The organism is Streptomyces sp. NBC_00207, assembly GCF_045160965.1.
Classification (GTDB): Bacteria; Actinomycetota; Actinomycetes; order Streptomycetales; family Streptomycetaceae; genus Streptomyces.
This window is the reverse complement of record NZ_CP130715.1, coordinates 5,929,293-5,952,770: the sequence shown is the minus strand read 5'-3', so window position 1 is coordinate 5,952,770 and position 23,478 is coordinate 5,929,293. Positions and strand designations below refer to the sequence as shown.

Below are 23,478 nucleotides of genomic sequence, written 5' to 3'. Positions count from 1 at the left end.
GCCATCCCATTCCGCTCCGGCCTCCGCTCAGGAGCCTTCGGCCTCGACCTTGCGGCGCCGCTTCGCGGCGCGCGCGTCGGCGACGGCGTACGGCAGCCCGGGCAGCAGCAGGAGCGGAGCGGCCCACAGCGGCAGGGCGAAGAGCACCCCGTCACCGGCCAGCCGCTGGGTGACGATCGCCGCGGGCAGACCGACGGCGAGGCCGACCAGCCAGTTCGTCACCGGGCCGAGGCCGCCCCGCCGCAGCTCCCAGGCGACCGTGGCCGTGCCGGTGGCCAGCCAGAAGGCGAGGAAGGCGGCGGTCACGTCCACCTCGGTGGTCCACCGGAACAGGTACACGCCCAGCAGGAGCCAGCCGGTCACGAAGCAGGCCATGGCCAGCGTGCGCGGCGCCCGGCGGGAGAGCGGGGCGCGGGCCCGCGCCCAGGACGCGGCGAAGGCCCGGACGTCCCGCCCGACGACGTCCTGCGCGGTGCGGCCGGCGGCCTCCGCGTCCTCGAGGTGCGCGGAGAGCTCGTCGAGCATCTCGCGCATGGAGGCGTCGTCGATCCCCCGGTACTCCCAGTTGCTGCGGCAGGCGGCGATTATCTGCGCGTTCGTCATGATGTGCTGTCCCCCGTGGACTCCGTACCGGCCAGGATCCGGCCCACCGCCCCGGCGAAGGCCTGCCAGTCGGCCCGGCCGGCGCTCAGTTCGGTGCGCCCCGCCTCGGTCAGGCGGTAGTACTTGCGCGGGGCACCGCCGCTGGGCGACGGAGCACGGTACGAGGACACGAGCCCCGCCCGCTCCATCCGCGCGAGCAGCGGATAGATGCTGCCGTCACTGACCAGCTCCATCCCACCGCCGGCGAGCGCCTCGGCGAACTCGAAGCCGTACCTCGGCCGCTCGGCGATCAGCGAGAGCAGACAGAGGTCGAGCACCCCGCGCAGGAGCTGACTGCGCCGTTGGTCACCGGTCGCGGACAGTTCCTTTGTCATGCGGTACAAGATAGTCCCGAACTACCTTGCACCACAAGAAACCACGCCCGCACCGGCCCGCCGACACCGAAGGGGCCGACCCCCCGCGGGAGTCGGCCACGCGGCGGCCACGGCGCGGCACGCTGCCGAAAAACCCGGACCGGGCGGGGCACCCTCCAGCGGCCGGCGCCCTTCGAGATCACCCTGGACCTCGACAAGCTCACGCCGCCACGCAGCAGCTGAAAAAGGGTCGGACTCGCCAGAGTCCGACCCGACGTGCGCGCCCACCTGGCGGAGGTCGTGGAGCGCGCGGACCGCGACGACGTGCCCACGGTGATCACGCGCCGGGGCAAGGAAGTCGCCGCCGTCGTCTCCAGCGAGGTGCTGCGCAAGTACCAGGAGTGGGAAGAGCGCGAGATCAATCGGATCATCGACGAGCGCATGGCCAACCCCGCACCCGGCATCCCGATCGAGGACAGCATGAGGGAGACCCTGGCGCGCAGTGAGTGAGTACCGAACCGTCTTCCGCCCTGAGGCGCAGGCCGAACTTCGGAAAATCCCTCGCGACACGGCGCTGCGCATCCTGGCCAAGCTGACCGAGCTGGAAAGCGATCCGCTCGGCTTCAACACCACCGCACTCGTGTCCCAGCCAGACCGCCGTCGGCTAGGGGTCGGCGACCACCGGGTCGTCTACACGATCGACAACGGGGAACTGGTGGTCTGGGTCGTTCACGTAGGACACGGTCCACCGTTTACGACGCCTGATTCCGACTCGTCGCCCATGGGCTCCACAGGGAGCCGCACGCGCCCGGCGACGGCCCGCCTCTTCACCTGAATGCCCCGGCCGCGTTGCCCCCCGTCCACCCCGGCCATCGCATGGAGTGAGGAGCACGAGCCCGCGCGGGGCACCGGAAGGCAGGAAAGGGCGCCATGTACGTTCGCAGCATCTATGCAACGGGTGATCCGGCCGAGCTCGACGGGGTCGCCGAGGCTCTACGGACCGACGGGCGGGCGCTGCTGTCGACGCAGCCGGGCTTTCGCGGGATGGGTCTGTTCGCCGACCGCGAGCTCGGCAAGCTCCTGGTGGGATCGTGGTGGGAGGACGAGGCCTCCCGGCAGGCCAGCTACGAGAACCTGAGCAAGCGGCGGGCCGAGATGATGGCACCCTTCGCGCAGACCATGGCGGTCGACAACTGGGAAGCGGCGGTCGCCCGCCGCGCAGAGGAACTCGGGCCGGGCGCCAGGTTCCGGCTGGTCCGCATGGACGTCCAGCCGTCCGACATCGACCTGCTGGTGGACACGTTCCGCGACACCTCACTGCCCAAGGTCCAGAAGATCCCCGGACTGGCCGGCATCTCCCTGCTCATCGACCGCGATCGAGGCAGAGCCGCTGTCGGCTCGCTCTACACCGACCGCGACGCACTGGTGGCATCCCGTGGCGCCGTCGCGGCGGTCCGCGGAGAGGCCGCGGCGAAGGCCCGCGTGAGCGCCCTCAGCCTGGAGGAATTCGAGGTGGTCCTCGCCACGGCGGTCCCCCACGCCTGACCCTGCGCCCCCCCTCGCGCGCCGAGCCAAGGCGGAAGGGGCCGGACTCAACCGAGTCCGACCCCTTCTGACCTGCGTGTTTGCCACGTCAGCGACGTGGCGTCACTTCATCCGCTCAGACGTTGAAGCGGAACTCGACCACGTCGCCGTCCTGCATGACGTAGTCCTTGCCCTCCATGCGGGCCTTGCCCTTGGCACGGGCTTCGGCGACCGAGCCGCAGTCGACCAGGTCCGCGAAGGAGATGACCTCGGCCTTGATGAAGCCGCGCTGGAAGTCGGTGTGGATCACGCCGGCGGCCTCGGGGGCGGTGGCGCCCTGCTTGATCGTCCAGGCGCGGGTTTCCTTCGGGCCGGCCGTCAGGTAGGTCTGCAGGCCCAGGGTGGCGAAGCCGACGCGGCCCAGGGTGGCCATGCCCGGCTCGTCCTGGCCGACCGACTGGAGGAGTTCGAGGGCTTCCTCGTCGTCCAGCTCGACCAGGTCCGCCTCCAGCTTGGCGTTCAGGAAGATCGCCTCCGCCGGGGCGACCAGCGCGGACTGCTCCGCCTTGAACGCGTCGTCCGTCAGCTCGTCCTCGTCCACGTTGAAGACGTAGAGGAAGGGCTTGGTGGTGAGGAGGTGGAGCTCGTGGAGGAGGTCGCCCTGCTCCGTGCCCTTGGTGATGCCGCGGGAGAAGAGGGTGTGCCCCTCCTCCAGGATCTTCTGGGCCTTCTCGACGGCGGCCAGGACCGCGACCTTCTCCTTCTGGAGGCGGGACTCCTTCGTCAGGCGCGGCACCGCCTTCTCGATGGACTGGAGGTCGGCGAGGATCAGCTCGGTGTTGATCGTCTCGATGTCGTCCTTCGGCGAGACCTTGCCGTCGACGTGGACGACGTTCTCGTCCTTGAAGGCGCGGATGACCTGGCAGATGGCGTCCGACTCGCGGATGTTCGCGAGGAACTTGTTGCCCAGGCCCTCGCCCTCCGAGGCGCCGCGGACGATGCCCGCGATGTCGACGAAGTCGACCGTCGCCGGGAGGACGCGCTGCGAGCCGAAGATGCCGGCCAGCACGGCGAGGCGCTGGTCCGGGACGCCGACGACGCCGACGTTCGGCTCGATCGTGGCGAACGGGTAGTTGGCCGCCAGCACGTCGTTCTTGGTCAGGGCGTTGAACAGGGTCGACTTGCCGACATTCGGCAGGCCGACGATTCCGATCGTGAGCGACACGTTGGCGACTTCCCGTAGCTGGAGGGGGCGGCGGCCCGGAGGTGGGCCACCGGACAGTTTACTTTCCGATGAGTGGCGGTCGATGTACGCGTGTCCGGGGCCCGATCCGGCCGTCTCCCCGCCTAGTTTGGTGGAGTGGAGCAATACAGCACGCGATCGGCCCCTCACCCGCAGCGACCTCCGGCCCAGCGTCGGCGGCCGCCGGCGGGCGTGCCCGCCCAGGGCGGCGCCCCGCGGCCCGCGCCGGCGCGGCGGATGCCCCGGCCCCGGCTGACCGGGCTCGGCGGCGGGCTGTTCGCATGCGCCGGCATGGTGCTCGTCGCAGGGATCTGCTGGCTGCTCTTCAGCTCCTCGCTCTTCGTCTACGGGCTGCTCTTCGTGCCCGTCGCGGCCGCCGCCGCGCTCTGGGTGCGGCCCGCCGACCTGATCACCGCGCCGATCAGCGCCCCCATCGCCTTCGCCGCCGGGGTGTGGCCCATCTCGGGCGGCTCCGGCGGCTTCGGCGGGCAGCTGATGGGGCTGGTGTCCGCGCTGTCCCTGCACGCAGGCTGGCTGTACGCGGGCACGCTGGTCGCCGCGCTGATCGCCGTCGTGCGCAAGGCGGTGCTGATCGGGAAGAGGCGGCTCCCCCGCCGGACCGCCCCGACCTCCTAGCCCCGCCGGACCGCCTCGACCTCCCTAGCCCCTCCCGGCCCCTCCCGGCCCCTCCTGGACCCGGCCCCGGGCGGACCCCTTCGCCGCCATCGCCGCGCCCACGATCCCCGCGTTGTTCTGCAGCTTCGCCGGCACGATCTCGGCCCGGACGTTCTCGATCAGCGGAAGGAACTTCTCCGGCTTGCGGCTGACGCCGCCGCCGATGATGAAGAGGTCGGGGGAGAAGAGCATCTCCACGTACTCCAGGTACCTCTGCACCCGGTGGGCCCATCGCTCCCAGGTGAGGCCGTGGTCCTCCTTGGCCTTCACCGACGCCCGCGTCTCCGCGTCGTGGCCCTTCAGCTCCAGGTGTCCTAGCTCCGTGTTCGGGACCAGCAGCCCGTCCCGGAACAGGGCACTCCCGATGCCGGTCCCCAGGGTGAGCAGGATGACCGTGCCGTCCCGCCCCTTCCCGGCCCCGTACGTCATCTCCGCGATCCCCGCCGCGTCCGCGTCGTTGAGGACCGTGACCTGCCTGCCGTCCAGGCGCCCGGAGAGCAGGTCCGCCGTGTCGACGCCGATCCACGCCTTGTCCATGTTGGCCGCCGTACGGGTCACGCCGCCCGTGACCACCCCGGGGAAGGTGACGCCCACCGGGCCGTCCCAGTCGAAGTGGCGCACCACCTCGACGACGCAGCCGGCCACCCCGTCGGGGGTGGCCGGCTGCGGTGTCAGTACTTTGTGGCGCTCTTGCGCCAGGTCGCCACGGTCCAGGTCCACGGGAGCGCCCTTGATCCCGGATCCGCCGATGTCCACGCCGAAGATCTGCATGGACATACCGTACGAAAGGAGTTACTTGTCGGCGACCAGTTCGGCAGCCTCGGCCCGCAGGTCGCGGCGGAGTTCCTTGGGCAGCGAGAAGACGATCGACTCCTCGGCGGTCTTGACGATCTCCACGTCCGCGTAACCACGCGCCGCGAGCCACTCCAGGACCTCCTCGACCAGGACCTCCGGCACCGAGGCGCCCGAGGTGAGGCCGACGGTGGTGACGCCCTCCAGCCAGGCCTCGTCGATCTCGCTCGCGAAGTCGACGAGGTACGCGGCGCCCGCGCCCGCGTCGAGCGCGACCTCGACCAGCCGGATGGAGTTCGAGGAGTTCTTCGAGCCGACCACGATGACCAGGTCGGAGTCGGCGCCCATCACCTTGACGGCGGCCTGCCGGTTCGAGGTGGCGTAGCAGATGTCGTCGCTCGGCGGCGAGACCAGCAGCGGGAACTTGGTCTTCAGCGCGTCGACCGTCTCCATCGTCTCGTCGACCGAGAGGGTGGTCTGCGACAGCCAGACGACCTTCGACTCGTCCCGCACCTCGACCTTGGCGACGTCGTCCGGGCCGTCGACGATCGTGATGTGGTCCGGGGCCTCGCCGGAGGTGCCGATGACCTCCTCGTGGCCCTCGTGGCCGATGAGGAGGATGTCGAAGTCCTCGTTCGCGTACCGGATGGCTTCCTTGTGCACCTTGGTGACCAGCGGGCAGGTCGCGTCGATCGTCGCCAGCTTGCCGCGCGCCGCCTCCTCGTGCACCACCGGCGCCACGCCGTGCGCGGAGAACATCACGATGGAGCCCTCGGGCACCTCCTCCGTCCGCTCGACGAAGATGGCGCCCTTCTTCTCCAGGGTCTGGACGACGTACTTGTTGTGCACGATCTCGTGGCGGACGTAGACCGGCGCGCCGTACTGCTCGAGAGCCTTCTCGACAGCGATCACGGCTCGGTCGACGCCCGCGCAGTAGCCGCGAGGGGCGGCGAGCAGGACACGGCGGGAAGCGGCAGCAGTCATGCCCTCCATCGTACGGGGGTCCCCAGCAGGCCGTTCGTCCCCCGTCCGTCCCACACTTGATCGCAAGCGTGTTCACAGCATCCCTCGGAGGGCCGATGGTGTCGGGTGCGGATCCCGGTACGGCGCCGCCGGTACCGGAGCGGGCCCCGGCCGGCCCGCTGCGGCGGAGCCTCGGCTTCCGGGACCTGGTCGTCTACGGGCTGCTCTTCATCGCCCCCATGGCCCCGGTCGGGGTCTTCGGCACCCTGGACGCCAAGTCGCACGGCGCGGTCGCCCTCGTCTACCTCGCCGCGACCGTCGCCATGGCCTTCACGGCCTTCTCCTACGCCCAGATGGTGCGGGTCGCCCCGCAGGCCGGCTCGGTCTTCACCTACGCCCGCAAGGGCCTGGGCGAGGGGCCCGGGCTGATCGCCGGGTGGATGGCGATGCTCGACTACCTGCTGATCCCGGCGGTCGCGTACCTCTTCTCGGGGATCGCGATGAACGCGCTGGTGCCGGAGGTCTCCCGGTGGGTGTGGACGGCCCTGGCCGTCGTGATCACCACCCTGCTGAACCTGTGGGGCGTGCGGGCGGCCGCGCGCGTGGGCTTCGCCGTGCTGGCCCTGGAGATCCTCGTCCTGCTCGTCTTCCTGGTCGCCGCGGTGACCGTGCTGGTCCGGGGCGGGGCGCAGCGCGGCTGGCTCTCGCCGCTGACCGGCGACGGCTCGCTCGGCTTCAGCACCGCCGCCGTGCTGGGCGCGGTGTCGGTGGCGGTGCTGTCGTACCTCGGCTTCGACGCCATCGCCTCCTTCGCCGAGGAGGTGACGGGGGGCTCGGAGCGGGTGGCGCGGGCGGTGCTGTTCTGCCTGGCGCTGGCCGGGCTGCTGTTCCTCGCGCAGAGCTATCTGGCGGCGCTGCTCACGCCCCTCTCCGCGGCGGAGCTGGCGGCCGATCCGGGGCTGCAGGGACCGGCCTTCTACAACGCGGTGGAGTCCTCGGTCGGCACCTGGCTGCACGACCTGGTGGCGGTCAGCAAGGCGATCGGAGCGGCCTTCGCGGCGCTGGCGGGGCAGGCGGCGGCCGGGCGGCTGGTGTTCGCGATGGCCCGGGAGGGCCGGCTGCCCCGGGCGCTCGCCCGGACCTCGGACGGCACCCCGCGGCTCGCCCTGCTGGTGGCGGCCGCCATCACGCTGGTCGCGGCCGTGTGGGCGGCCCGGCGCGACGACGGGCTGGACCACCTGGTGTCCGTCGTGGACGTCGGGGCGCTGGTGGCCTTCACCCTGCTGCACGCCTCGGTGGTGGGGTGGTTCGTGGTGAAGCGGCGGGAGGGCCCGCCGGTCTGGTGGAAGCACCTGGTGATGCCGGTGCTCGGCGCCGCGGTGACCGTCGCGGTGATCGTGGAGGCCTCCTGGACGGCGCAGGTGGTGGGGGCGGTGTGGCTGGCGGTGGGCCTGGGCGTGCTCCTCGCCCAGCGCGGCCGGCGCGCCGGACCGGCCGGACCGGGCACACCGGACGGACCGGGTCCACCCGGCGCACCCGGCGCCTCGCGCACACCGGGCACCTCGCGCGCACCTGGCGGACCCGTGGATTCCGCGGCCCCGGGACCCGACACCCGCCCCGGAGCCTGAGACGCTGTCAGCGACGCCCGTTAGCCTGCGTGCATGGGTCTGAATACGTCGGCCGAGGCGCCGCTGCCGGTAGGCCAGGTGTCCCGGCTCATCGGGGGCTGGATCGAGCGGCTCGGTCAGGTGTGGGTGGAAGGGCAGATCACGCAGCTCTCGCGGCGGCCGGGGGCGGGGGTGGTCTTCCTGACGCTGCGCGACCCCTCGCACGACATCTCGGTCAGCGTGACCTGCTTCCGCCAGGTCTTCGACGAGGTCGCGGACGTGGTCTCGGAGGGCGCGCGGGTCGTCCTGCTGGCCAAGCCGGAGTGGTACGCCCCGCGCGGGCAGCTGTCCCTGCGGGCCACGGAGATACGGCCCGTCGGCATCGGCGAGCTCCTCGCCCGGCTGGAGCGGCTCAAGCGGTCGCTGGCCTCCGAGGGGCTCTTCGCGCTGGAGCGCAAGAAGCCGCTGCCCTTCCTGCCGCAGCTGATCGGGCTGGTGGTCGGGCGGGCCTCGGCGGCCGAGCGCGACGTACTGGAGAACGCCCGGCGCCGCTGGCCGGCCGTCCGCTTCGAGGTGCGCAACGTCGCCGTCCAGGGCGTGCACGCGGTGCCCCAGGTGGTCCAGGCGGTCAAGGAGCTCGACGCCCTGGACGAGGTCGACGTGATCATCGTGGCGCGCGGCGGCGGCAGCGTGGAGGACCTGCTGCCCTTCTCCGACGAGGAGGTCGTCCGCACGGTCGCGGCGGCCCGCACCCCCGTGGTCTCGGCGATCGGCCACGAGCCCGACTCCCCGCTGCTGGACCTGGTCGCGGACGTGCGGGCCTCCACGCCCACGGACGCGGCGAAGAAGGTGGTCCCGGACGTGGGCGAGGAGCTGGAGCGCGTACGCCAGCTGCAGGGCCGGGGGCTGCGCGCGGTGACCGGTCTGCTCGACCGGGAGGAGCGGGGGCTCGCGCACGCCCTCGCCCGGCCGGTCTTCGTCCACCCGCAGCGGATGGTGGAGATCCGGGAGGACGAGCTGGACGCGCTGCTGGCGCGCGGCCGGCGCACGCTGGGGCACCTGCTGGACCGGGCCGACTCGGAGCTCGCCCACACGCTCGCCCGGGTGGTGGCGCTGTCCCCGGCCGCGACCCTGGAGCGCGGGTACGCCGTACTGCAGCGGGCCGACGGCCATGTGGTGCGTTCGCCGGAGGGGCTCGCGACGGACGAGGTGCTGCGCGCACGGGTGGCGGAGGGCACCTTCTCGGTACGGGTCGCCCCGCCCGAGTAGCGGACAGCGGGCAGTCGGCAGCCGCCCCGGGAACACGACACACGGCCGCAACCAACTGGTTGCACTACACACATAGGGTGGAAAAGGGAATGGCAGAAGCCGAGACCGCGCTGGGATACGAGCAGGCCCGCGACGAGCTCATCGAGGTCGTCCGCAAGCTGGAGGCGGGCGGGACCTCGCTGGAGGACTCGCTGGCGCTCTGGGAGCGCGGCGAGGAGCTGGCGAAGGTCTGCCGGCACTGGCTCGAGGGGGCCAGGGCCCGGCTGGACTCGGCGCTGGCCGCGCGCGAGCCGGCCGAGGAGGAGTGATCCCGGTCACCATCAGGGGGATTTAGTTGAAAGTTCATCTACTTCGGCCGTAGAGTCTGGGACATCGCTTCACCTCCGTATGGAAGAAGGCTTTCCGATGTCTCTCGTTCTTGACTCCGCCGCGCAGGACCTGCTGTTCCGCGAGGCCCGCACGGCCAACTCGTTCTCGGACGAGCCGGTCACCGAGGAGCAGGTCCAGGCGATCTACGACCTGGTGAAGTTCGGCCCCACCGCGTTCAACCAGACGCCGCTGCGCATCACCCTGGTCCGCTCCCCCGAGGCCCGCGAGCGCCTCGTGAAGCACATGGCCGAGGGCAACGCGGCGAAGACCGCCACCGCGCCGCTGGTCGCGATCCTCTCCGCGGACAACGAGTTCCACGAGGAGCTCCCGCAGCTGCTGCCGCACTTCCCGCAGGCCAAGGACCTGTTCTTCGCCGAGCGTCCGGTCCGCGAGCAGTCCGCGCTGCTGAACGCCGCCCTGCAGGCCGCGTACTTCATCGTCGGCGTCCGCGCCGCCGGTCTGGCCGCGGGCCCGATGACCGGCGCCGACTTCGGCGGCATCCAGAAGGAGTTCCTGGACGCCGACCACACCCCGCTGATGGTCGTCAACATCGGCAAGCCGGGCGAGGACGCCGCCTTCCCGCGCTCCCCGCGCCTGGCGTTCGACGAGGTCGTCACCACCGTCTGAGCCCGGCCGCGGCCGTAGCCGCAGTACGCGAGAAGGGCCGTGCGCCCCGGGATCCCGGGGCGCACGGCCCTTCTCGCACATCTGCGCCGGCCGGCCGGTCCGGTCCCGCAGGGGACCGGCCGCCCGCAGCGGGACGCCCGGCCCGTACCGGACGGGTCAGGGCCTAGCTGCCCCGCTTGAACTCCAGCGTCGCCGCCATCGCACCGAGCTGCTCGAACGAGGCCGTCCCCGTCACCACCGTGACGTGGCCCTGCTCCCGGCGGACGAGGGCGTCGTACTTCTCGCCGTCCCAGCGCTCCCACGCCGTGTCGCCGACCTGCTGGGTCTGTCCGGTGGCCGTCGCCTTCTGGGTGACCCGGTCGAGGTACTTGGGCGAAGTGTCCGAGGACTGCTCCACCGCCACGTACTGCTTCTCCGGGTCGAGGAAGCCCAGGTGCCAGGCGTTGGCGTTCTTGCGCTCGTACGTCACCGAGGTCGCCCGCCACTGCTCCGGGAGCCCCACGGGGGCCGCCACCGGGTACGGGGCGGCGCGCCGGGCCGTGATCGTCTCCACCCGGTAGTCGACCGCGTGCGTCGGGTCGGCCTCCTCGTCATGGGGGACGAAGAGGTAGATCCCGGCGACGACGATGCCGATCACCCCCAGCGACCGGACCATGTCCCAGACCGTCTGCTTGCCTTTCATACCTGCCACGGCACCATCGTCCCGCATCACAGGGGGGCGATCACCGCCGGGGTCGCGCCGGCGGGCCGCACGGCGGACGCTTGAGATTCCCGCAGGGGCCCGCAAGATGTCCGCTCAGGCCAAACGCCTGACCGATATTCCGCTCATACGTGACCCGCTCTGCTCAATATGTCGACGTACCGATAGAGTTCCAGCACCCTCACTTCCCGGCCGTCGCCGTACAGAAAGGTGCGCTCCGATGACCGAGCACAACCTGCCGCCCCAGCTCGAAGTCTCTCCGGAGGCCCCCGACCGCAACCTCGCCCTGGAACTCGTCCGGGTCACCGAGGCCGCCGCCATGGCCGCGGGCCGGTGGGTCGGGCGCGGCGACAAGCTCGGCGCCGACGGCGCCGCGGTCAACGCGATGCGGACCCTGATCTCCACCGTCTCGATGAACGGCGTCGTCGTCATCGGCGAGGGCGAGAAGGACGAAGCCCCGATGCTCTTCAACGGCGAGCGGGTCGGTGACGGCACCGGTGCCGAGGTCGACATCGCCGTGGACCCGATCGACGGCACCACCCTGAACGCCAAGGGCATGCCCAACGCCATCGCCGTGCTCGCCGCCGCCGACCGCGGCACCATGTTCGACCCGTCCGCGGTCTTCTACATGGAGAAGCTCGTCACCGGTCCCGAGGCCGCCGACTTCGTCGACATCAACGCACCCGTCTCGGTCAACATCCGGCGCGTCGCGAAGGCCAAGAACATGGCCGTCGAGGACGTCACCGTCATCATCCTGGACCGCCCCCGCCACGAGGGCATCGTCAAGGAGATCCGCGAGACCGGCGCCCGGATCAAGTTCATCTCGGACGGCGACGTCGCGGGCTCGGTCATGGCGGTGCGCGAGGGCACCGGCGTGGACCTGCTCCTGGGCATCGGCGGCACCCCCGAGGGCATCATCTCGGCCTGCGCCATCAAGTGCCTCGGCGGCACGATCCAGGGCAAGCTGTGGCCGAAGGACGAGGCCGAGCGTCAGAAGGCCATCGACGCGGGCCACGACCTGGACCGCGTCCTGCACACGAACGACCTGGTGTCCGGCGACAACGTCTTCTTCGTCGCCACCGGCATCACGGACGGCGAGCTGCTGCGCGGCGTCCACTACCGCTCGGAGACCGCGACGACGTCCTCGCTGGTCATGCGCTCGAAGTCGGGCACGATCCGGCAGATCGACTCCACGCACCGCCTGTCGAAGCTGCGCGCGTACAGCGCGATCGACTTCGACCGCGCGCAGTAGGCAGACAGCGCGCGTCCACAGCGAGAGGGGCGGTCACCGTGTGCGGCGGTGACCGCCCCTCTCGCTGTGTCCACGCGGGTTCGTACGGGGGCTGCGCGGCTCGCACGGGGCTGCGCCGCGGTGCGGGCCCGGACCGCGGCCGCCGGCGGCAGCCGGCTAGCCGGCGGCTGCGACGGGTCCGGCCGCCGGGGCCTGGCGCAGCTCGGCCGACCTGCGGCGCATGCGCGCCAGGACCACCCGGCGCTCGGCGGCGGTGAGGCCGCCCCAGACCCCGTACGGCTCGGGCTGCAGGAGTGCGTGCTGCCGGCAGGCGACCATGACCGGGCAGCGGGCACAGACGCGCTTGGCGGCCTCCTCGCGGGAGAGCCGGGCCGCCGTGGGCTCCTTGGAGGGGGCGAAGAACAGCCCCGCCTCGTCCCGGCGGCACACCGCCTCCGCATGCCATGGGCCGTCCTCAGCCCTCGCCGGCACCCGCGGGTTCGGCACGGCGGCAACCTTCAGGGACTGATGCGGCGGATGCGGCACGGTCTACTCCTGACGACGGGTACGCGAGCGAGAGACGATGCACCTGTCCCTACCCGCTGCACGCGCCCCTATGCACCGGGTGCCGCCGGGCCGCGGGGGTTCGTCCGAAACGCGACCCTAGCCGTGAGCGGCTTTCAGCCGTCCAGGCGCTCGCGCAGTTTGCGGGCCAGATCGACCAGGCGGGCGCCCATTTTGGGGCGTGCCTCGATGTTGCCGAGCAGGGCGAAGCCCCGGACGATCACCACCGGCGCCTGCGGGTCGCTCTCCCCGCGGCCCTCGCCGCGCACCTCGAAGTTGCCGAGGACCCCGCTGCCGTAGCCGCGCAGGGTGACGTTCTCCGGGACCAGGACCTCGACGTTGCCGAGGACGCAGGTCACGTTGATCTCGGTGACCTGCTGCTCGAAGACGGCCTCGGTGAGGTCGATGGTGATGTCGCCCATCACGGAGACCGCGCGGGTGTGTGCGCCCGGCCGCCAGCGGCCCTTGCGGGCGGAGCTGCTGCACACGGCGACGATCGTCTCGGCGGGCCCCGCGCCGGCCGGCGCCGCGGGACGGGCCGGCGCGAACGGGGCATGGGCGCCGCCGGGTGCGGGCAGATCCCGTACGAGGCCTTCCAGCTCGCCTACCGTCTTGAAGGCGTACAGCGAGTCCAGGCGCTCGGAGTGCTCGTCTGAGGTCAGCCGGCCTTCGGCGAGGGCGTCGCCGAGGATCTGCGCGATCCGGTCCCGGTCGGCGTCGGAGGCGCGCAGCCCGGCGGGAGGGGCTGCGGCTGCGGGGGCGGCGGGTTGCTTTTCCAGGTCCACGGCACCCAGCATAGCGAGACACGATAGATCGCGATACTACCGAGTGAGCCTTACCTCACAGACACGTCCCGGGCGAGAGGTTCTACGCTGGTGGACTGCGCTGCCAATTGGTCGCCAGCGCTGTCTGCCGAGTGAGGATTGGCCACACGATGCCGGAGTTCGCGTACACCGACCTGCTGCCCCTGGGCGAGGACACCACCCCCTACCGGCTGGTGACCGCCGAGGGCGTGTCCACCTTCGAGGCGGACGGCCGTACGTTCCTCAAGGTCGAGCCCGAGGCGCTGCGCAAGCTCGCCGAAGAGGCCATCCACGACATCCAGCACTTCCTGCGCCCCGCGCACCTCGCGCAGCTGCGCCGCATCATCGACGACCCCGAGGCCTCCTCGAACGACAAGTTCGTCGCGCTCGACCTCCTCAAGAACGCGAACATCGCGGCGGCCGGCGTCCTGCCGATGTGCCAGGACACGGGCACGGCGATCGTGATGGGCAAGCGCGGCCAGAACGTCCTCACCGAGGGCGGCGACGAGGCGGCGCTGTCGCGCGGCATCTACGACGCGTACACCCGCCTGAACCTGCGCTACTCGCAGATGGCCCCGCTCACCATGTGGGAGGAGAAGAACACCGGCTCGAACCTGCCCGCGCAGATCGAGCTGTACGCGACCGACGGCGGCGCGTACAAGTTCCTCTTCATGGCCAAGGGTGGCGGCTCGGCCAACAAGTCCTTCCTCTACCAGGAGACCAAGGCGGTCCTCAACGAGGCCTCCATGATGAAGTTCCTGGAGGAGAAGATCCGCTCGCTCGGCACGGCGGCCTGCCCGCCCTACCACCTGGCGATCGTCGTCGGCGGCACCTCCGCCGAGCACGCGCTGAAGACCGCGAAGTACGCCTCCGCGCACTACCTGGACGAGCTGCCCCGCGAGGGCTCCCCGCTGGGCCACGGCTTCCGCGACGAGGCCCTGGAGCAGCAGGTCTTCGAGCTGACCCAGAAGATCGGCATCGGCGCGCAGTTCGGCGGCAAGTACTTCTGCCACGACGTCCGCGTGGTCCGCCTGCCGCGCCACGGCGCCTCGCTGCCCGTCGCCATCGCCGTGTCCTGCTCGGCCGACCGCCAGGCCACCGCGAAGATCACCGCCGAGGGCGTCTTCCTGGAGCAGCTGGAGACGGACCCGGCGCGCTTCCTGCCGGACACCACGGACTCGCACCTCGACGAGTCCGCGGACGTGGTCTCCATCGACCTCAACCAGCCGATGGACGAGATCCTGGCGACCCTGACCAAGCACCCGGTCAAGACCCGCCTCTCGCTGACCGGCCCGCTGGTCGTGGCGCGCGACATCGCGCACGCCAAGATCAAGGAGCTGCTGGACTCGGGCGCGGAGATGCCGCAGTACCTCAAGGACCACCCGGTCTACTACGCCGGCCCCGCGAAGACCCCCGAGGGCTACGCCTCGGGCTCCTTCGGCCCGACCACGGCCGGCCGCATGGACTCCTACGTCGAGCAGTTCCAGGCTGCGGGCGGCTCCAAGGTCATGCTGGCCAAGGGCAACCGCTCCCAGCAGGTGACGGACGCGTGCGGCACGCACGGCGGCTTCTACCTGGGCTCCATCGGCGGCCCGGCGGCGCGCCTGGCGCAGGACTGCATCAAGAAGGTCGAGGTCCTGGAGTACGAGGAGCTCGGCATGGAGGCGGTCTGGAAGATCGAGGTCGAGGACTTCCCGGCCTTCATCGTCGTCGACGACAAGGGCAACGACTTCTTCCAGAACCCGGCCCCGGAGCCGACGTTCACCCACATCCCGGTCCGCGGCCCGGGCCTGTAGCACGACCGCCCGAGGGCCTCTCCCCCGTTCGGGGGAGAGGCCCTCAGGCATATCCGCCCATCGGCAGATGGCAGGCCGGCGGGCTCCCGGCGAGGCTGTTCCCGTACCCAAACGGACCACCCGAAAAGGGAGTTCACCATGCAGACCCGCACGCGCGCCCTCGCCTTCGCCGGAACCGCCGCCCTGCTCGCGGCCCTGGCCCTCGCGAGCCCCGCCCCGGCGGCACCGGTCGCGCCGAAGACCGCCTCGGTGCACGGGGGCGCCACGATCTACTTCCCCTACTCCCCCAAGGACGACATCCGCTTCACGGTCGACGCCGAGTCTGCCCCGTGGACCAGGCCGTATCCGGTGCCGGGCCTGGAGAAGGGTCTGCCGACGGATGCGCGGGGCCGGGTGACGATCTCCCACTACTTCACGGAGACCGGCTTCACCGGCACCGCCGAGGCGGAGGTGGACTGCCTGGTCACGGGCGGCAGGACCGCCACCCTGACCGCCGTGGTCAAGACCTCGAACGTCGGCTGGGAGGGCCAGCGGATCGGCATCAGCGTCCAGGACGGCCAGCGCGGCGAGCCGGACCGCGTCGGCTTCTCCTGGGCCGTCGCCAACGTCGACGCGAAGCCGGACGGCACGGTGGCGCAGGCAACGGTGGGCACCTGCATGGCCCCGGCCCCCTTCACGGAGGTCACCAAGGGCGGCTACAAGGTCACCCCGGCGCCCCTGGCCCCGCAGCCGAAGCCGTAGTCACGGCGTCGGACCGGACAGGTACCGGGCCTCAACGGGGGTGGCCCGGTACCCCGCTCGCCGTCCCGGATGACCGCCGGTCCTCCTGGACGCACTCCTCGCACGGCTCGCAGTGAAGGGTCACGTACATCTGCTGTTCGGCCATCCGGGCAGGATGCGGTACCGGGGCGTCCCGCACCTGCGGATAACGTCTGGGGCATGACGCAGATGCAGCCCCTCACCGCCCGCGACGTGCGCGTCATCGCCCATCGCGGGGCCTCCCACAAGCACCCCGAGCACACCCTCGCCGCCTACCGGCAGGCCATCGCCGACGGGGCCGACGCGCTCGAATGCGATGTGCGGCTCACCGCCGACCGGAAGCTGGTCTGCGTGCACGACCGGCGGGTGGAGCGGACCTCGGACGGGCGCGGAGCGGTCTCCGGGATGACCTACGAGGAGCTGTGCGCGCTCGACTTCGGCGGCTGGAAGGGCGAGGAGCACCGCGGGGCGCAGGTGCTGCTCTTCGAGGACCTGCTCAAGGAGGCGCTGGCCGCCGACCGGCCCGTCGGGCTGGCCGTCGAGACGAAGCACCCCACCCGCACCGGCGGCCGTCTGGAGGCCGAGCTCGTACGGGTCCTGAAGGAGCACGGGCTGGCCGACGGCTCGGCCGGCCTGGTCGAGGTGATGAGCTTCTCCCGCAACGCCTTGACGAGGCTGAACCGGCTCGCGCCGGGCCTGCCCTCCGTCTACCTGATCGAGCGGCGGCTGCGGCCGGTCCGGCCGCCCTTCGCGGGGCACGCCGGGCCGGGCATCGACCTGCTGCGCAAGGATCCGGGGCTGGTGGCCCGGCTGAAGGCCAAGGGGCTGTCCGTACGGGTGTGGACCGTGGACGAGCCGGAGGACGTGGAGCTGTGCCTGCGGCTCGGCGTGGACACCCTGATCACCAACAGGCCCCGCGAGGTACGGGAGTACCTGCGCTCCTTGTGACCGGCATGGGAACACCCGGCCGGGGTGCGCCGGCCGGGCGTGGGGGGTCGTACGGGCGGATCGGGGCGGGGTTACACGAAGCGCTGGTTGGCGGACCCGTTGCAGGTCTGCAGGCGCAGCGGCTCGTGGGCGGCGGCCACCGTCAGGCACATGCCCGGGGCGGCGGCGGGGCGGAGGGTGGCGCCGTCGCGGACGAACTGCTGGTTCGCGCCGCCGTGGCAGTTCCAGATGATCAGGCCGGTGCCGGAGCCGTAGTTGGCGCCGGGGGCGTCGAGGCAGCGGTCCTGGGTCAGCTCGGTGTGGACGGACCTGCGGACGCTGTCGTACCACCAGCCCTGGTTCCGGCCGCCGTGGCAGTCCCAGCCCACGATCTTCGTCTCGTTGGCGCTGGAGCCGCCGAAGGAGTCGAGGCAGTTGCCGGTCGCCTCGTTCTTCAGGGGCCTGAACTTGTCATCCCAGGCCCCGGCCTGCAGGACGGGCGTCCCGGTGCTCGCGGGGTCGGCGCAGGAGGCCTCGCGCAGGCCCGAGTTGTAGAGCTGCGTCAGACAGGACGCGAAGGCGCCGTGGCCGCGGTAGTTGGGGTGGAAGGACTGGCGGGCGGTGTTCTCGTCCCACGGGAAGTGGTCCCCGAGGTCCAGGTAGAGCCCGCGGGCCCAGGTGTCCTCCATGCACACCTCGTGCCCGTGGAAGAGCCGCGAGTTGTCCAGGTAGGTGGCGCCGGAGGCGAGGGCCGCCGCACGCATGCCCTTCTCGAAGGTGGGTACCGCGTAGTTGCGGCCCCAGGTGGCGTCGGAGTCGTAGCCGGCGCATCCGCCGGGCAGCTTGCCGGGGAAGTTCGGGTTGTCGTAGAAGTCGGGTCCGATGGGGCTGGGGTAGCCCATCACGACCAGCTTGTAGTCGGAGTCGGCGTAACCGGCGTCGCGCATGACCGTCTTGAGGTCCGCGACCGTGGCCTCGACCTTGGGCTTCAGCCCGTCGACGCGCCCCTGCCAGCCGGGACCGTACTTGGGCTCGCAGGTGCCCTGGCTGAGCACCCAGCGGGTCACGCAGTCGGTCATGACCGGGCCGAACTGCAGGTCGTCGTTGGCCCCGGCGACCAGCAGGACCATCTTGATCTTCGTGTTGCGGGCCTTGACGGCCAGGCTGTCGCTCTGCACCAGCTCGTCGGCGTACTGCTTGCTGCCGCCGATCCTGATGTTGCCCGTGTAGCCGCCGGAGCAGGCGACGTTGAAGGTCAGGTCCGCGGGGATGCCGGTGCGGTGGATCGCCGAGTCGGGTGAACGGTGGCACTGGTTGTTCGGCGTGTTGGTCGCGGGGTCGTAGTTGCCCACGCCCTCGCCCGATATCTCGCTGTCGCCCAGCGAGATCAGGCCGGTCTTGCGCTCGTTCAGCGGGCGGACGGCGGCGTCGCCGTAGATCTTGACGGCCTCCGCGGCGCGGATCGCCTCCAGCTCGGGCGAGAGGGGGGTGACGGCCCCTGCGGGGGCCGCCGCCTGGGCCATGGGGGTGATGGCGGTGACTCCGCCCAGGGCGGCCGCGATCGCCGCGACGGCGGCGAAGGTAGATCTGAGCATGGGTTTCGTACGTGCACGTGCCATGAACGCCTCCCCGGATGTCAGTGTTACCCACGGTATTTACTGGCCGGTAAGTGAGTTGGGAACACTTCGAACAAGACAATTGCTCAAGTTTTTGAGGAGGCCAGGAAAATGACCGAACATCAGCAGGCCGAAGCGTTCCGGATCGAGCACGACTCCATGGGCGACGTACGGGTGCCCCTGCACGCCAAGTGGCGCGCCCAGACCCAGCGCGCGGTGGAGAACTTCCCCGTGTCCGGCCAGCGGTTGGAACGCGCCCACATCGAGGCCCTCGCCCGCATCAAGGCCGCGGCCGCCGTGGTGAACGCGCGGCTGGGCGTCGTCGGCCAGGACGTCGCCGACGCGATCCGGTCCGCCGCCGCCGAGGTCGCGGACGGCCGCTGGGACGACCACTTCCCCGTGGACGTCTTCCAGACCGGCTCCGGGACCTCGTCCAACATGAACACCAACGAGGTCATCGCCACCCTCGCCACCGAGCGGCTCGGCCGGGAGGTGCACCCCAACGACCACGTCAACGCCTCGCAGAGCTCCAACGACGTCTTCCCGTCGTCCATCCACATCGCCGCCACCGCCGCCGTCACCGGCGAGCTGATCCCGGCCCTGGAGCACCTCGCCGCCGCACTGGAGCGCAAGGCGGCCGGGTTCGCGCAGGTGGTCAAGGCCGGGCGGACCCACCTGATGGACGCCACCCCGGTCACCCTGGGCCAGGAGTTCGGCGGGTACGCGGCCCAGATCCGCTACGGCGTCGAGCGGCTGCGCGCCGCCCTCCCCCGCCTCGCCGAGCTGCCGCTGGGCGGCACCGCGGTGGGCACCGGCATCAACACCCCGCCCGGTTTCTCCGCCGCCGTGATCGCCGAGGTGGCCGCCGCCACCGGGCTGCCGCTGACCGAGGCCCGCGACCACTTCGAGGCCCAGGGGGCGCGGGACGCGCTGGTGGAGACCTCCGGGATGCTCCGCACGGTCGCCGTCTCGCTCACCAAGATCTCCAACGACCTGCGCTGGATGGCCTCCGGGCCGCGCACCGGTTTGGCCGAAATCAATCTCCCGGATCTCCAGCCCGGCTCCTCGATCATGCCCGGGAAGGTCAATCCGGTGGTCCCGGAAGCCGTCCTGATGGTCGCCGCACAGGTCATGGGGAACGACGCCACCGTCGCGGTGGCGGGCGCGGCCGGCAACTTCGAGCTCAATGTGATGCTCCCGGTGATGGCCAGGAACCTCCTCGAATCGATCCGGCTGCTCGGCAGCGCGAGCCGCCTGCTGGCCGACCGCACGGTCGACGGGATCACCGCCAACGAGGCGCGGGCCAGGGAATACGCCGAGTCCTCGCCCTCCGTGGTGACCCCGCTCAACCGCTACATCGGCTACGAGGAGGCCGCCAAGGTGGCCAAGAGGTCCCTTGCCGAGCGGAAGACGATCAGGGAGGTCGTCCTGGAGTCCGGCTACGTGGAGCGCGGCGCCCTCACCCTGGAGCAGCTCGACGAGGCCCTGGACGTGCTGCGCATGACGCACCCGTGACCCGCCGGGCCCGGCCCCCGGACGGGGGCCGGATCCGGTCGATTCCCGTCCGCCAACCCCCCAGTGACCTGCACCGCAGCGGGGACGGGGGCCCCAGCCCTAAGATCTGCGCATGACAGGTACCTTCAAGCCGGGGAGCGGTTCGGCGCAGGAAGCGCCGCAGGATCCCGCGCGGGGCACGCGCTGGGCGCCCGGGGAACAGATCCTCTGGCGCTACCGCGACCACGCCCCGGGACTGAAGGGCCCGGTGCACATCTGCCGCCCGGTGACGGTGGTTCAGGACACGGACGAGCTGCTGGCCGTCTGGATGGCCCCGGGGACCGAGTGCGTCAAGCCGGTCCTGGCCGACGGCACCCCCGTCCACGAGGAACCGCTCGCCACCCGCTACACGGCGCCGCGGACGACCGTGCGCTCGCGCTGGTTCGGCGGCGGGGTGCTGAAGCTGGCCCGCCCCGGGGACCCTTGGTCGGTGTGGCTGTTCTGGGGGCACGGCTGGCGGTTCAAGAACTGGTACGTGAACCTGGAGGAACCGCGGTCGCGGTGGGCCGGCGGGGTGGATTCCGTGGACCACTTCCTCGACATCGCCGTCTACCCGGACCGCAGTTGGAAGTGGCTGGACGAGGACGAGTTCGCGCAGGCGCAGCGGTCCGGTCTGATGGACCGGGAGCAGGCGCTGCGGGTCAGGCACGCCGGCCGCACGGCGGTCGAGGTGATCAAGGAATGGGGAGCGCCGTTCTCCGACGGCTGGCAGGACTGGCGGCCGGATCCCGCCTGGAGAATTCCGGCCCTTCCGGAGGACTGGGACCACACCCCGGCGCATATGACCTCATGAGACCCTTGATGCGCCCCCGGGGTTCAAACGTAGGATCGTGCTCCGCGAGGTCGCGTGCGCGGGACGGTGCGTTCGGGTCGTGCATCGGCAAGTGGCGTGCCGCACGCGGAACCTGACGGGAGGTCGGCGCGGGGCGAGAGGCAAAGAGGAACCTCGGGGCGATGGTGCCCGGGCCGCTGAGCGGGTATACCGCGACTGACCGAGTTGAGTGCAGCGCACATCGAGCGCAAACGGACGGAATTCCACGCGTGACGGAGTACCCCACCTCCCAGGAGGGCCCGCAGCCCGTCGCCTCCGGCGGAGGTACGGACGAGGCCGGCCACGGCAAGGCGCCCATCGCCGCCGCCGAGGCCGTACGCACGCATGCGCCGAGCGCCGGCGCCGACCGTGCCGCAGAGTCGGGCGGCGCCGCCGCGGCGGCTTCCGACGCGCGCTCGGCCCGCTCCGCGGCGGGCGCGGGCGGGGCCGCCGGGCTCCCCCGGCCCCGCCGCAAGGCTCCCGCCCCGGGCGAGTCCGGCGGCCCGGCCGCCCCGGACCCGGTCCAGGGCCAGGACGGCGTCCGGCTGCGGGACGGCGCGGCCGCCCGCAACGCCGCGGGCGCCACCGCCGGGCACGGCGACCCCGCCGAGCCGCCCCGCCCGCGCGGTGACGGCCTCGACCCCGGCATTGCCGGACAGCGGACCGCGGACGGCGCAGCCGCCCGTCACCAGGACCCGTCGGCGACCGACGCCGCGGCCGGTGGGGACGAGAGCGCCGGGCAGAACAGCGGGTACCGCGCCGGGGGCGAGCGCCACGGCGGCGGCAGCGGCATACCGGGCACAGGCGCCGGAGAGGCGACCGCCGCACGCCGCGAAGGGGACCGGCTGCGTTTCGTGGGCGCCGCCACCCGGCGGATCGCCCGCGGCATCGACCTCGACGAGATCGTGCTCGGCCTGTGCCGGGCCACCGTGCCCACCTTCTCGGACGCCATCCTCGTCTACCTGCGCGATCCGCTCCCGGTCGGCGACGAGCGGCCCGTCGGCCCGGTCGTTTTAAGGCTCCGGCGCACCGACCGGCTCCGGCCGATCGACGACCTGACGGACATCAGCAGCACCATCGGCGCGGGGATGGACCTCGCCGGGGCCGCGGGGGCCACCGGCGAGCTCGACTTCAGCCAGCTGCCGCTGGTCGGCCCGCAGGGTGACCTGCCGGCGGCCGAGCTGTGCGAGATCCGGCCCGGCGGCGCGCTCGCCGAGGTGCTGCGCGGCGTACGGCCCGTCTTCGGGTCCTCCTCCGCCGCCCGGGCGGCGCTGCCCGAGCTGCTCGGCGCGGACCATCCGCTGCCGCGCGGCAACCGGGCCGTGCTCGCGCCCCTGCGCGGCCGCCGTCGGGTGATCGGCGCCGCCGTGTTCCTGCGCAGCCCGGAGCGTCCCGCCTTCGAGCAGAACGACCTCCTGGTCGCCGCCCAGCTGGCCACCCACACCGCGCTGGGCATCGACAAGGCCGTCCTGTACGGCCGTGAGGCGTACATCGCCGACGAGCTGCAGCGCACGATGCTGCCCGACAGCCTCCCGCAGCCCACCGGGGTGCGGCTGGCCTCCCGCTACCTGCCCGCCGCCGAGACGGCGCGGGTCGGCGGCGACTGGTACGACGCCATACCGCTGCCCGGCAGCCGGGTCGCGCTCGTCGTCGGCGACGTCATGGGCCACTCCATGACCTCCGCCGCGATCATGGGCCAGCTCCGGACCACGGCGCAGACCCTCGCCCAGCTGGACCTGCCGCCCGCCGAGGTCCTGCACCACCTGGACGAGCAGGCGCAGCGCCTGGGCTCCGACCGCATGGCCACCTGCCTGTACGCCGTCTACGATCCGGTCGCACACCGGATCACCATCGCCAACGCCGGTCACCCGCCGCCGGTGCTGCTGCACCTGGGCGGCCGCGCCGAGGTGCTCCGCGTACCGCCGGGCGCGCCCATCGGCGTCGGCGGCGTGGACTTCGAGGCCGTGGAGCTGGACGCGCCCGCGGGGGCCACCCTGCTGCTCTACACCGACGGCCTGGTGGAGTCGCGCCTGCGGGACGTGTGGACCGGCATCGAGCAGCTGCGCGAGCGGCTGGCCACCACCGCCCAGCTGACCGGCCTGGACCACCCGCCGCCGCTGGAGGCCCTGTGCGACGACGTGCTGGACATGCTCGGCCCGGGCGACCGGGACGACGACATCGCACTGCTCGCGGCCCGCTTCGACGGGATCGCGCCCAGTGACGTCGCGTACTGGTTCCTGGACCCGGAGGAGACCGCTCCGGGCCGGGCCCGCCGGTTCGCCCGCCGCGCGCTGACCCGATGGGGCCTGGAGGAGCTGAGCGACTCGCTGGAGCTGCTGGTCAGCGAGGTGGTCACCAATGCCGTCCGGTACGCCGAGCGGCCCGTGACGCTGCGCCTGCTGCGTACGGACGTACTGCGCTGCGAGGTCGGCGACGACTCCCCGCAGCTGCCCCGCCAGCGCCGGGCGCGGGACACCGACGAGGGCGGCCGCGGCCTGTTCCTGGTCAACCGGATGGCGCGCCGCTGGGGTGCGACCCGTCTCAGCAGCGGAAAAGTGGTCTGGTTCGAGCTCCCGTTGCCGGGGGCACAGGAGCGGCGCTGACCGGATCGCGGCGGCGGCGGTGGGCTTGAGGCCCACGGGCACCGGAGCCCCTGCGAAAAAACCGCCGCCCCGCAGCGTGAAGGCTGCGG

At 72.0% G+C, this 23,478-nt stretch carries 23 protein-coding genes and 1 pseudogene; 15 read left to right on the top strand and 9 right to left on the bottom strand.

Translation table 11 applies throughout. From position 1 onward, the window contains the following. Positions 1 to 27: 27 nt before the first annotated feature. Complete coding sequence (locus tag OG472_RS28320; protein ID WP_405942190.1) at positions 28 to 603, bottom strand: hypothetical protein; 576 nt, start codon at positions 601 to 603, stop codon at positions 28 to 30. Beyond that, complete coding sequence (locus OG472_RS28315; protein ID WP_401606875.1) at positions 600 to 977, bottom strand: PadR family transcriptional regulator; 378 nt, start codon at positions 975 to 977, stop codon at positions 600 to 602. Before OG472_RS28315 ends, OG472_RS28320 begins: the two co-directional genes overlap by 4 nt. A 255-nt stretch (positions 978 to 1,232) precedes the next feature. Between OG472_RS28315 and OG472_RS28310 the strand changes: the two genes are divergently transcribed. The 3 genes and pseudogenes from OG472_RS28310 (at position 1,233) to OG472_RS28300 (ending at position 2,501) form a co-directional block, all read left to right on the top strand. Then, the gene (locus OG472_RS28310; RefSeq protein WP_405942189.1) at positions 1,233 to 1,466 is read left to right on the top strand and encodes a type II toxin-antitoxin system Phd/YefM family antitoxin; all 234 of its coding nucleotides are present in this window, start codon (positions 1,233 to 1,235) and stop codon (positions 1,464 to 1,466) included. After that, a pseudogene (locus OG472_RS28305) lies at positions 1,459 to 1,721 on the top strand (type II toxin-antitoxin system RelE family toxin). The gene OG472_RS28310 and the pseudogene OG472_RS28305 overlap by 8 nt, the downstream one beginning before the upstream one ends. Positions 1,722 to 1,886: 165 nt before the next feature. Continuing rightward, positions 1,887 to 2,501, top strand: coding sequence for an antibiotic biosynthesis monooxygenase (locus OG472_RS28300; RefSeq protein ID WP_401606878.1), 615 nt, complete (start codon positions 1,887 to 1,889; stop codon positions 2,499 to 2,501). Between the two features lie 115 nt (positions 2,502 to 2,616). Here OG472_RS28300 and ychF read toward each other — a convergent pair whose 3' ends face one another. Continuing rightward, the gene (ychF, locus tag OG472_RS28295; protein ID WP_319723389.1) at positions 2,617 to 3,705 is read right to left on the bottom strand and encodes a redox-regulated ATPase YchF; all 1,089 of its coding nucleotides are present in this window, start codon (positions 3,703 to 3,705) and stop codon (positions 2,617 to 2,619) included. A gap of 255 nt (positions 3,706 to 3,960) precedes the next feature. Here ychF and OG472_RS28290 point away from each other — a divergent pair, with 255 nt between their 5' ends. Then, complete coding sequence (locus tag OG472_RS28290) at positions 3,961 to 4,359, top strand: DUF6542 domain-containing protein (protein WP_405942188.1); 399 nt, start codon at positions 3,961 to 3,963, stop codon at positions 4,357 to 4,359. Between the two features lie 24 nt (positions 4,360 to 4,383). Here the strand turns inward: OG472_RS28290 and ppgK are convergent, their stop codons facing one another. Beyond that, positions 4,384 to 5,169, bottom strand: coding sequence for a polyphosphate--glucose phosphotransferase (gene ppgK, locus OG472_RS28285; protein ID WP_405942187.1), 786 nt, complete (start codon positions 5,167 to 5,169; stop codon positions 4,384 to 4,386). A gap of 21 nt (positions 5,170 to 5,190) precedes the next feature. Then, positions 5,191 to 6,183 (bottom strand): 4-hydroxy-3-methylbut-2-enyl diphosphate reductase, encoded by a 993-nt coding sequence (locus tag OG472_RS28280; protein WP_383576235.1) that lies wholly within the window; start codon positions 6,181 to 6,183, stop codon positions 5,191 to 5,193. A gap of 86 nt (positions 6,184 to 6,269) precedes the next feature. On the opposite strand from OG472_RS28280, the gene OG472_RS28275 reads away from it, so the two are divergent. The 4 genes from OG472_RS28275 (at position 6,270) to OG472_RS28260 (ending at position 10,025) form a co-directional block, all read left to right on the top strand. Next, the gene (locus OG472_RS28275) at positions 6,270 to 7,781 is read left to right on the top strand and encodes an APC family permease (protein ID WP_405943216.1); all 1,512 of its coding nucleotides are present in this window, start codon (positions 6,270 to 6,272) and stop codon (positions 7,779 to 7,781) included. A gap of 33 nt (positions 7,782 to 7,814) precedes the next feature. Further along, complete coding sequence (gene xseA, locus OG472_RS28270; RefSeq protein WP_401606884.1) at positions 7,815 to 9,029, top strand: exodeoxyribonuclease VII large subunit; 1,215 nt, start codon at positions 7,815 to 7,817, stop codon at positions 9,027 to 9,029. 89 nt (positions 9,030 to 9,118) lie between these two features. Continuing rightward, positions 9,119 to 9,337 (top strand): exodeoxyribonuclease VII small subunit, encoded by a 219-nt coding sequence (locus tag OG472_RS28265; RefSeq protein WP_319723379.1) that lies wholly within the window; start codon positions 9,119 to 9,121, stop codon positions 9,335 to 9,337. A gap of 97 nt (positions 9,338 to 9,434) precedes the next feature. Beyond that, positions 9,435 to 10,025 carry a malonic semialdehyde reductase gene (locus OG472_RS28260; RefSeq protein ID WP_351583971.1) on the top strand — a complete coding sequence of 197 codons (591 nt, stop codon included), beginning with the start codon at positions 9,435 to 9,437 and terminating at the stop codon, positions 10,023 to 10,025. Positions 10,026 to 10,188: 163 nt separating this feature from the next. Here OG472_RS28260 and OG472_RS28255 read toward each other — a convergent pair whose 3' ends face one another. After that, positions 10,189 to 10,707 (bottom strand): DUF4245 domain-containing protein, encoded by a 519-nt coding sequence (locus tag OG472_RS28255; RefSeq protein ID WP_401607851.1) that lies wholly within the window; start codon positions 10,705 to 10,707, stop codon positions 10,189 to 10,191. 238 nt (positions 10,708 to 10,945) lie between these two features. Here OG472_RS28255 and glpX point away from each other — a divergent pair, with 238 nt between their 5' ends. Then, positions 10,946 to 11,977 carry a class II fructose-bisphosphatase gene (glpX, locus tag OG472_RS28250; protein WP_030159594.1) on the top strand — a complete coding sequence of 344 codons (1,032 nt, stop codon included), beginning with the start codon at positions 10,946 to 10,948 and terminating at the stop codon, positions 11,975 to 11,977. A 156-nt stretch (positions 11,978 to 12,133) separates the two neighbouring features. On the opposite strand, the gene OG472_RS28245 is transcribed toward glpX, so the two are convergent. Further along, positions 12,134 to 12,502, bottom strand: coding sequence for a WhiB family transcriptional regulator (locus OG472_RS28245; protein ID WP_383576227.1), 369 nt, complete (start codon positions 12,500 to 12,502; stop codon positions 12,134 to 12,136). A 134-nt stretch (positions 12,503 to 12,636) separates the two neighbouring features. Next, positions 12,637 to 13,305 carry a DUF1707 domain-containing protein gene (locus OG472_RS28240; RefSeq protein WP_401606888.1) on the bottom strand — a complete coding sequence of 223 codons (669 nt, stop codon included), beginning with the start codon at positions 13,303 to 13,305 and terminating at the stop codon, positions 12,637 to 12,639. A gap of 149 nt (positions 13,306 to 13,454) precedes the next feature. Here OG472_RS28240 and OG472_RS28235 point away from each other — a divergent pair, with 149 nt between their 5' ends. The 3 genes from OG472_RS28235 to OG472_RS28225 all read left to right on the top strand — a co-directional run bounded on the left by OG472_RS28235 (position 13,455) and on the right by OG472_RS28225 (position 16,826). Then, the gene (locus OG472_RS28235; protein WP_401606890.1) at positions 13,455 to 15,119 is read left to right on the top strand and encodes a fumarate hydratase; all 1,665 of its coding nucleotides are present in this window, start codon (positions 13,455 to 13,457) and stop codon (positions 15,117 to 15,119) included. Positions 15,120 to 15,257: 138 nt separating this feature from the next. Continuing rightward, a complete protein-coding gene (locus OG472_RS28230) occupies positions 15,258 to 15,860 on the top strand; it encodes a hypothetical protein (protein WP_401606893.1) in 603 nt (200 codons plus the stop codon). 198 nt (positions 15,861 to 16,058) lie between these two features. Then, the gene (locus tag OG472_RS28225) at positions 16,059 to 16,826 is read left to right on the top strand and encodes a glycerophosphodiester phosphodiesterase (RefSeq protein WP_401606895.1); all 768 of its coding nucleotides are present in this window, start codon (positions 16,059 to 16,061) and stop codon (positions 16,824 to 16,826) included. Between the two features lie 71 nt (positions 16,827 to 16,897). On the opposite strand, the gene OG472_RS28220 is transcribed toward OG472_RS28225, so the two are convergent. Beyond that, positions 16,898 to 18,400, bottom strand: a complete 1,503-nt coding sequence (locus OG472_RS28220) for a ricin-type beta-trefoil lectin domain protein (protein WP_401606897.1) — start codon at positions 18,398 to 18,400, stop codon at positions 16,898 to 16,900. 132 nt (positions 18,401 to 18,532) lie between these two features. Between OG472_RS28220 and OG472_RS28215 the strand changes: the two genes are divergently transcribed. The 3 genes from OG472_RS28215 (at position 18,533) to OG472_RS28205 (ending at position 23,389) form a co-directional block, all read left to right on the top strand. Next, on the top strand, positions 18,533 to 19,936 hold the full coding sequence (locus tag OG472_RS28215) for a class II fumarate hydratase (RefSeq protein WP_405831809.1): 1,404 nt from the start codon (positions 18,533 to 18,535) through the stop codon (positions 19,934 to 19,936). 112 nt (positions 19,937 to 20,048) lie between these two features. Beyond that, positions 20,049 to 20,768, top strand: coding sequence for a DUF402 domain-containing protein (locus OG472_RS28210; protein WP_401606903.1), 720 nt, complete (start codon positions 20,049 to 20,051; stop codon positions 20,766 to 20,768). A gap of 248 nt (positions 20,769 to 21,016) precedes the next feature. After that, positions 21,017 to 23,389 (top strand): SpoIIE family protein phosphatase, encoded by a 2,373-nt coding sequence (locus OG472_RS28205; RefSeq protein ID WP_401606906.1) that lies wholly within the window; start codon positions 21,017 to 21,019, stop codon positions 23,387 to 23,389. Positions 23,390 to 23,478: the final 89 nt, after the last annotated feature.

Coding starts and splice junctions, on each gene's coding strand:
- OG472_RS28320 (WP_405942190.1), bottom strand. CDS start 603: ATGACGAACGCGCAGATAATCGCCGCCTGCCGCAGCAACTGGGAGTAC.
- OG472_RS28315 (WP_401606875.1), bottom strand. CDS start 977: ATGACAAAGGAACTGTCCGCGACCGGTGACCAACGGCGCAGTCAGCTC.
- OG472_RS28300 (WP_401606878.1), top strand. CDS start 1,887: ATGTACGTTCGCAGCATCTATGCAACGGGTGATCCGGCCGAGCTCGAC.
- OG472_RS28290 (WP_405942188.1), top strand. CDS start 3,961: ATGCCCCGGCCCCGGCTGACCGGGCTCGGCGGCGGGCTGTTCGCATGC.
- ppgK (WP_405942187.1), bottom strand. CDS start 5,169: ATGCAGATCTTCGGCGTGGACATCGGCGGATCCGGGATCAAGGGCGCT.
- OG472_RS28280 (WP_383576235.1), bottom strand. CDS start 6,183: ATGGAGGGCATGACTGCTGCCGCTTCCCGCCGTGTCCTGCTCGCCGCC.
- OG472_RS28275 (WP_405943216.1), top strand. CDS start 6,270: ATGGTGTCGGGTGCGGATCCCGGTACGGCGCCGCCGGTACCGGAGCGG.
- xseA (WP_401606884.1), top strand. CDS start 7,815: ATGGGTCTGAATACGTCGGCCGAGGCGCCGCTGCCGGTAGGCCAGGTG.
- OG472_RS28265 (WP_319723379.1), top strand. CDS start 9,119: ATGGCAGAAGCCGAGACCGCGCTGGGATACGAGCAGGCCCGCGACGAG.
- OG472_RS28260 (WP_351583971.1), top strand. CDS start 9,435: ATGTCTCTCGTTCTTGACTCCGCCGCGCAGGACCTGCTGTTCCGCGAG.
- OG472_RS28255 (WP_401607851.1), bottom strand. CDS start 10,707: ATGAAAGGCAAGCAGACGGTCTGGGACATGGTCCGGTCGCTGGGGGTG.
- glpX (WP_030159594.1), top strand. CDS start 10,946: ATGACCGAGCACAACCTGCCGCCCCAGCTCGAAGTCTCTCCGGAGGCC.
- OG472_RS28235 (WP_401606890.1), top strand. CDS start 13,455: ATGCCGGAGTTCGCGTACACCGACCTGCTGCCCCTGGGCGAGGACACC.
- OG472_RS28230 (WP_401606893.1), top strand. CDS start 15,258: ATGCAGACCCGCACGCGCGCCCTCGCCTTCGCCGGAACCGCCGCCCTG.
- OG472_RS28225 (WP_401606895.1), top strand. CDS start 16,059: ATGACGCAGATGCAGCCCCTCACCGCCCGCGACGTGCGCGTCATCGCC.
- OG472_RS28220 (WP_401606897.1), bottom strand. CDS start 18,400: ATGCTCAGATCTACCTTCGCCGCCGTCGCGGCGATCGCGGCCGCCCTG.
- OG472_RS28215 (WP_405831809.1), top strand. CDS start 18,533: ATGACCGAACATCAGCAGGCCGAAGCGTTCCGGATCGAGCACGACTCC.
- OG472_RS28210 (WP_401606903.1), top strand. CDS start 20,049: ATGACAGGTACCTTCAAGCCGGGGAGCGGTTCGGCGCAGGAAGCGCCG.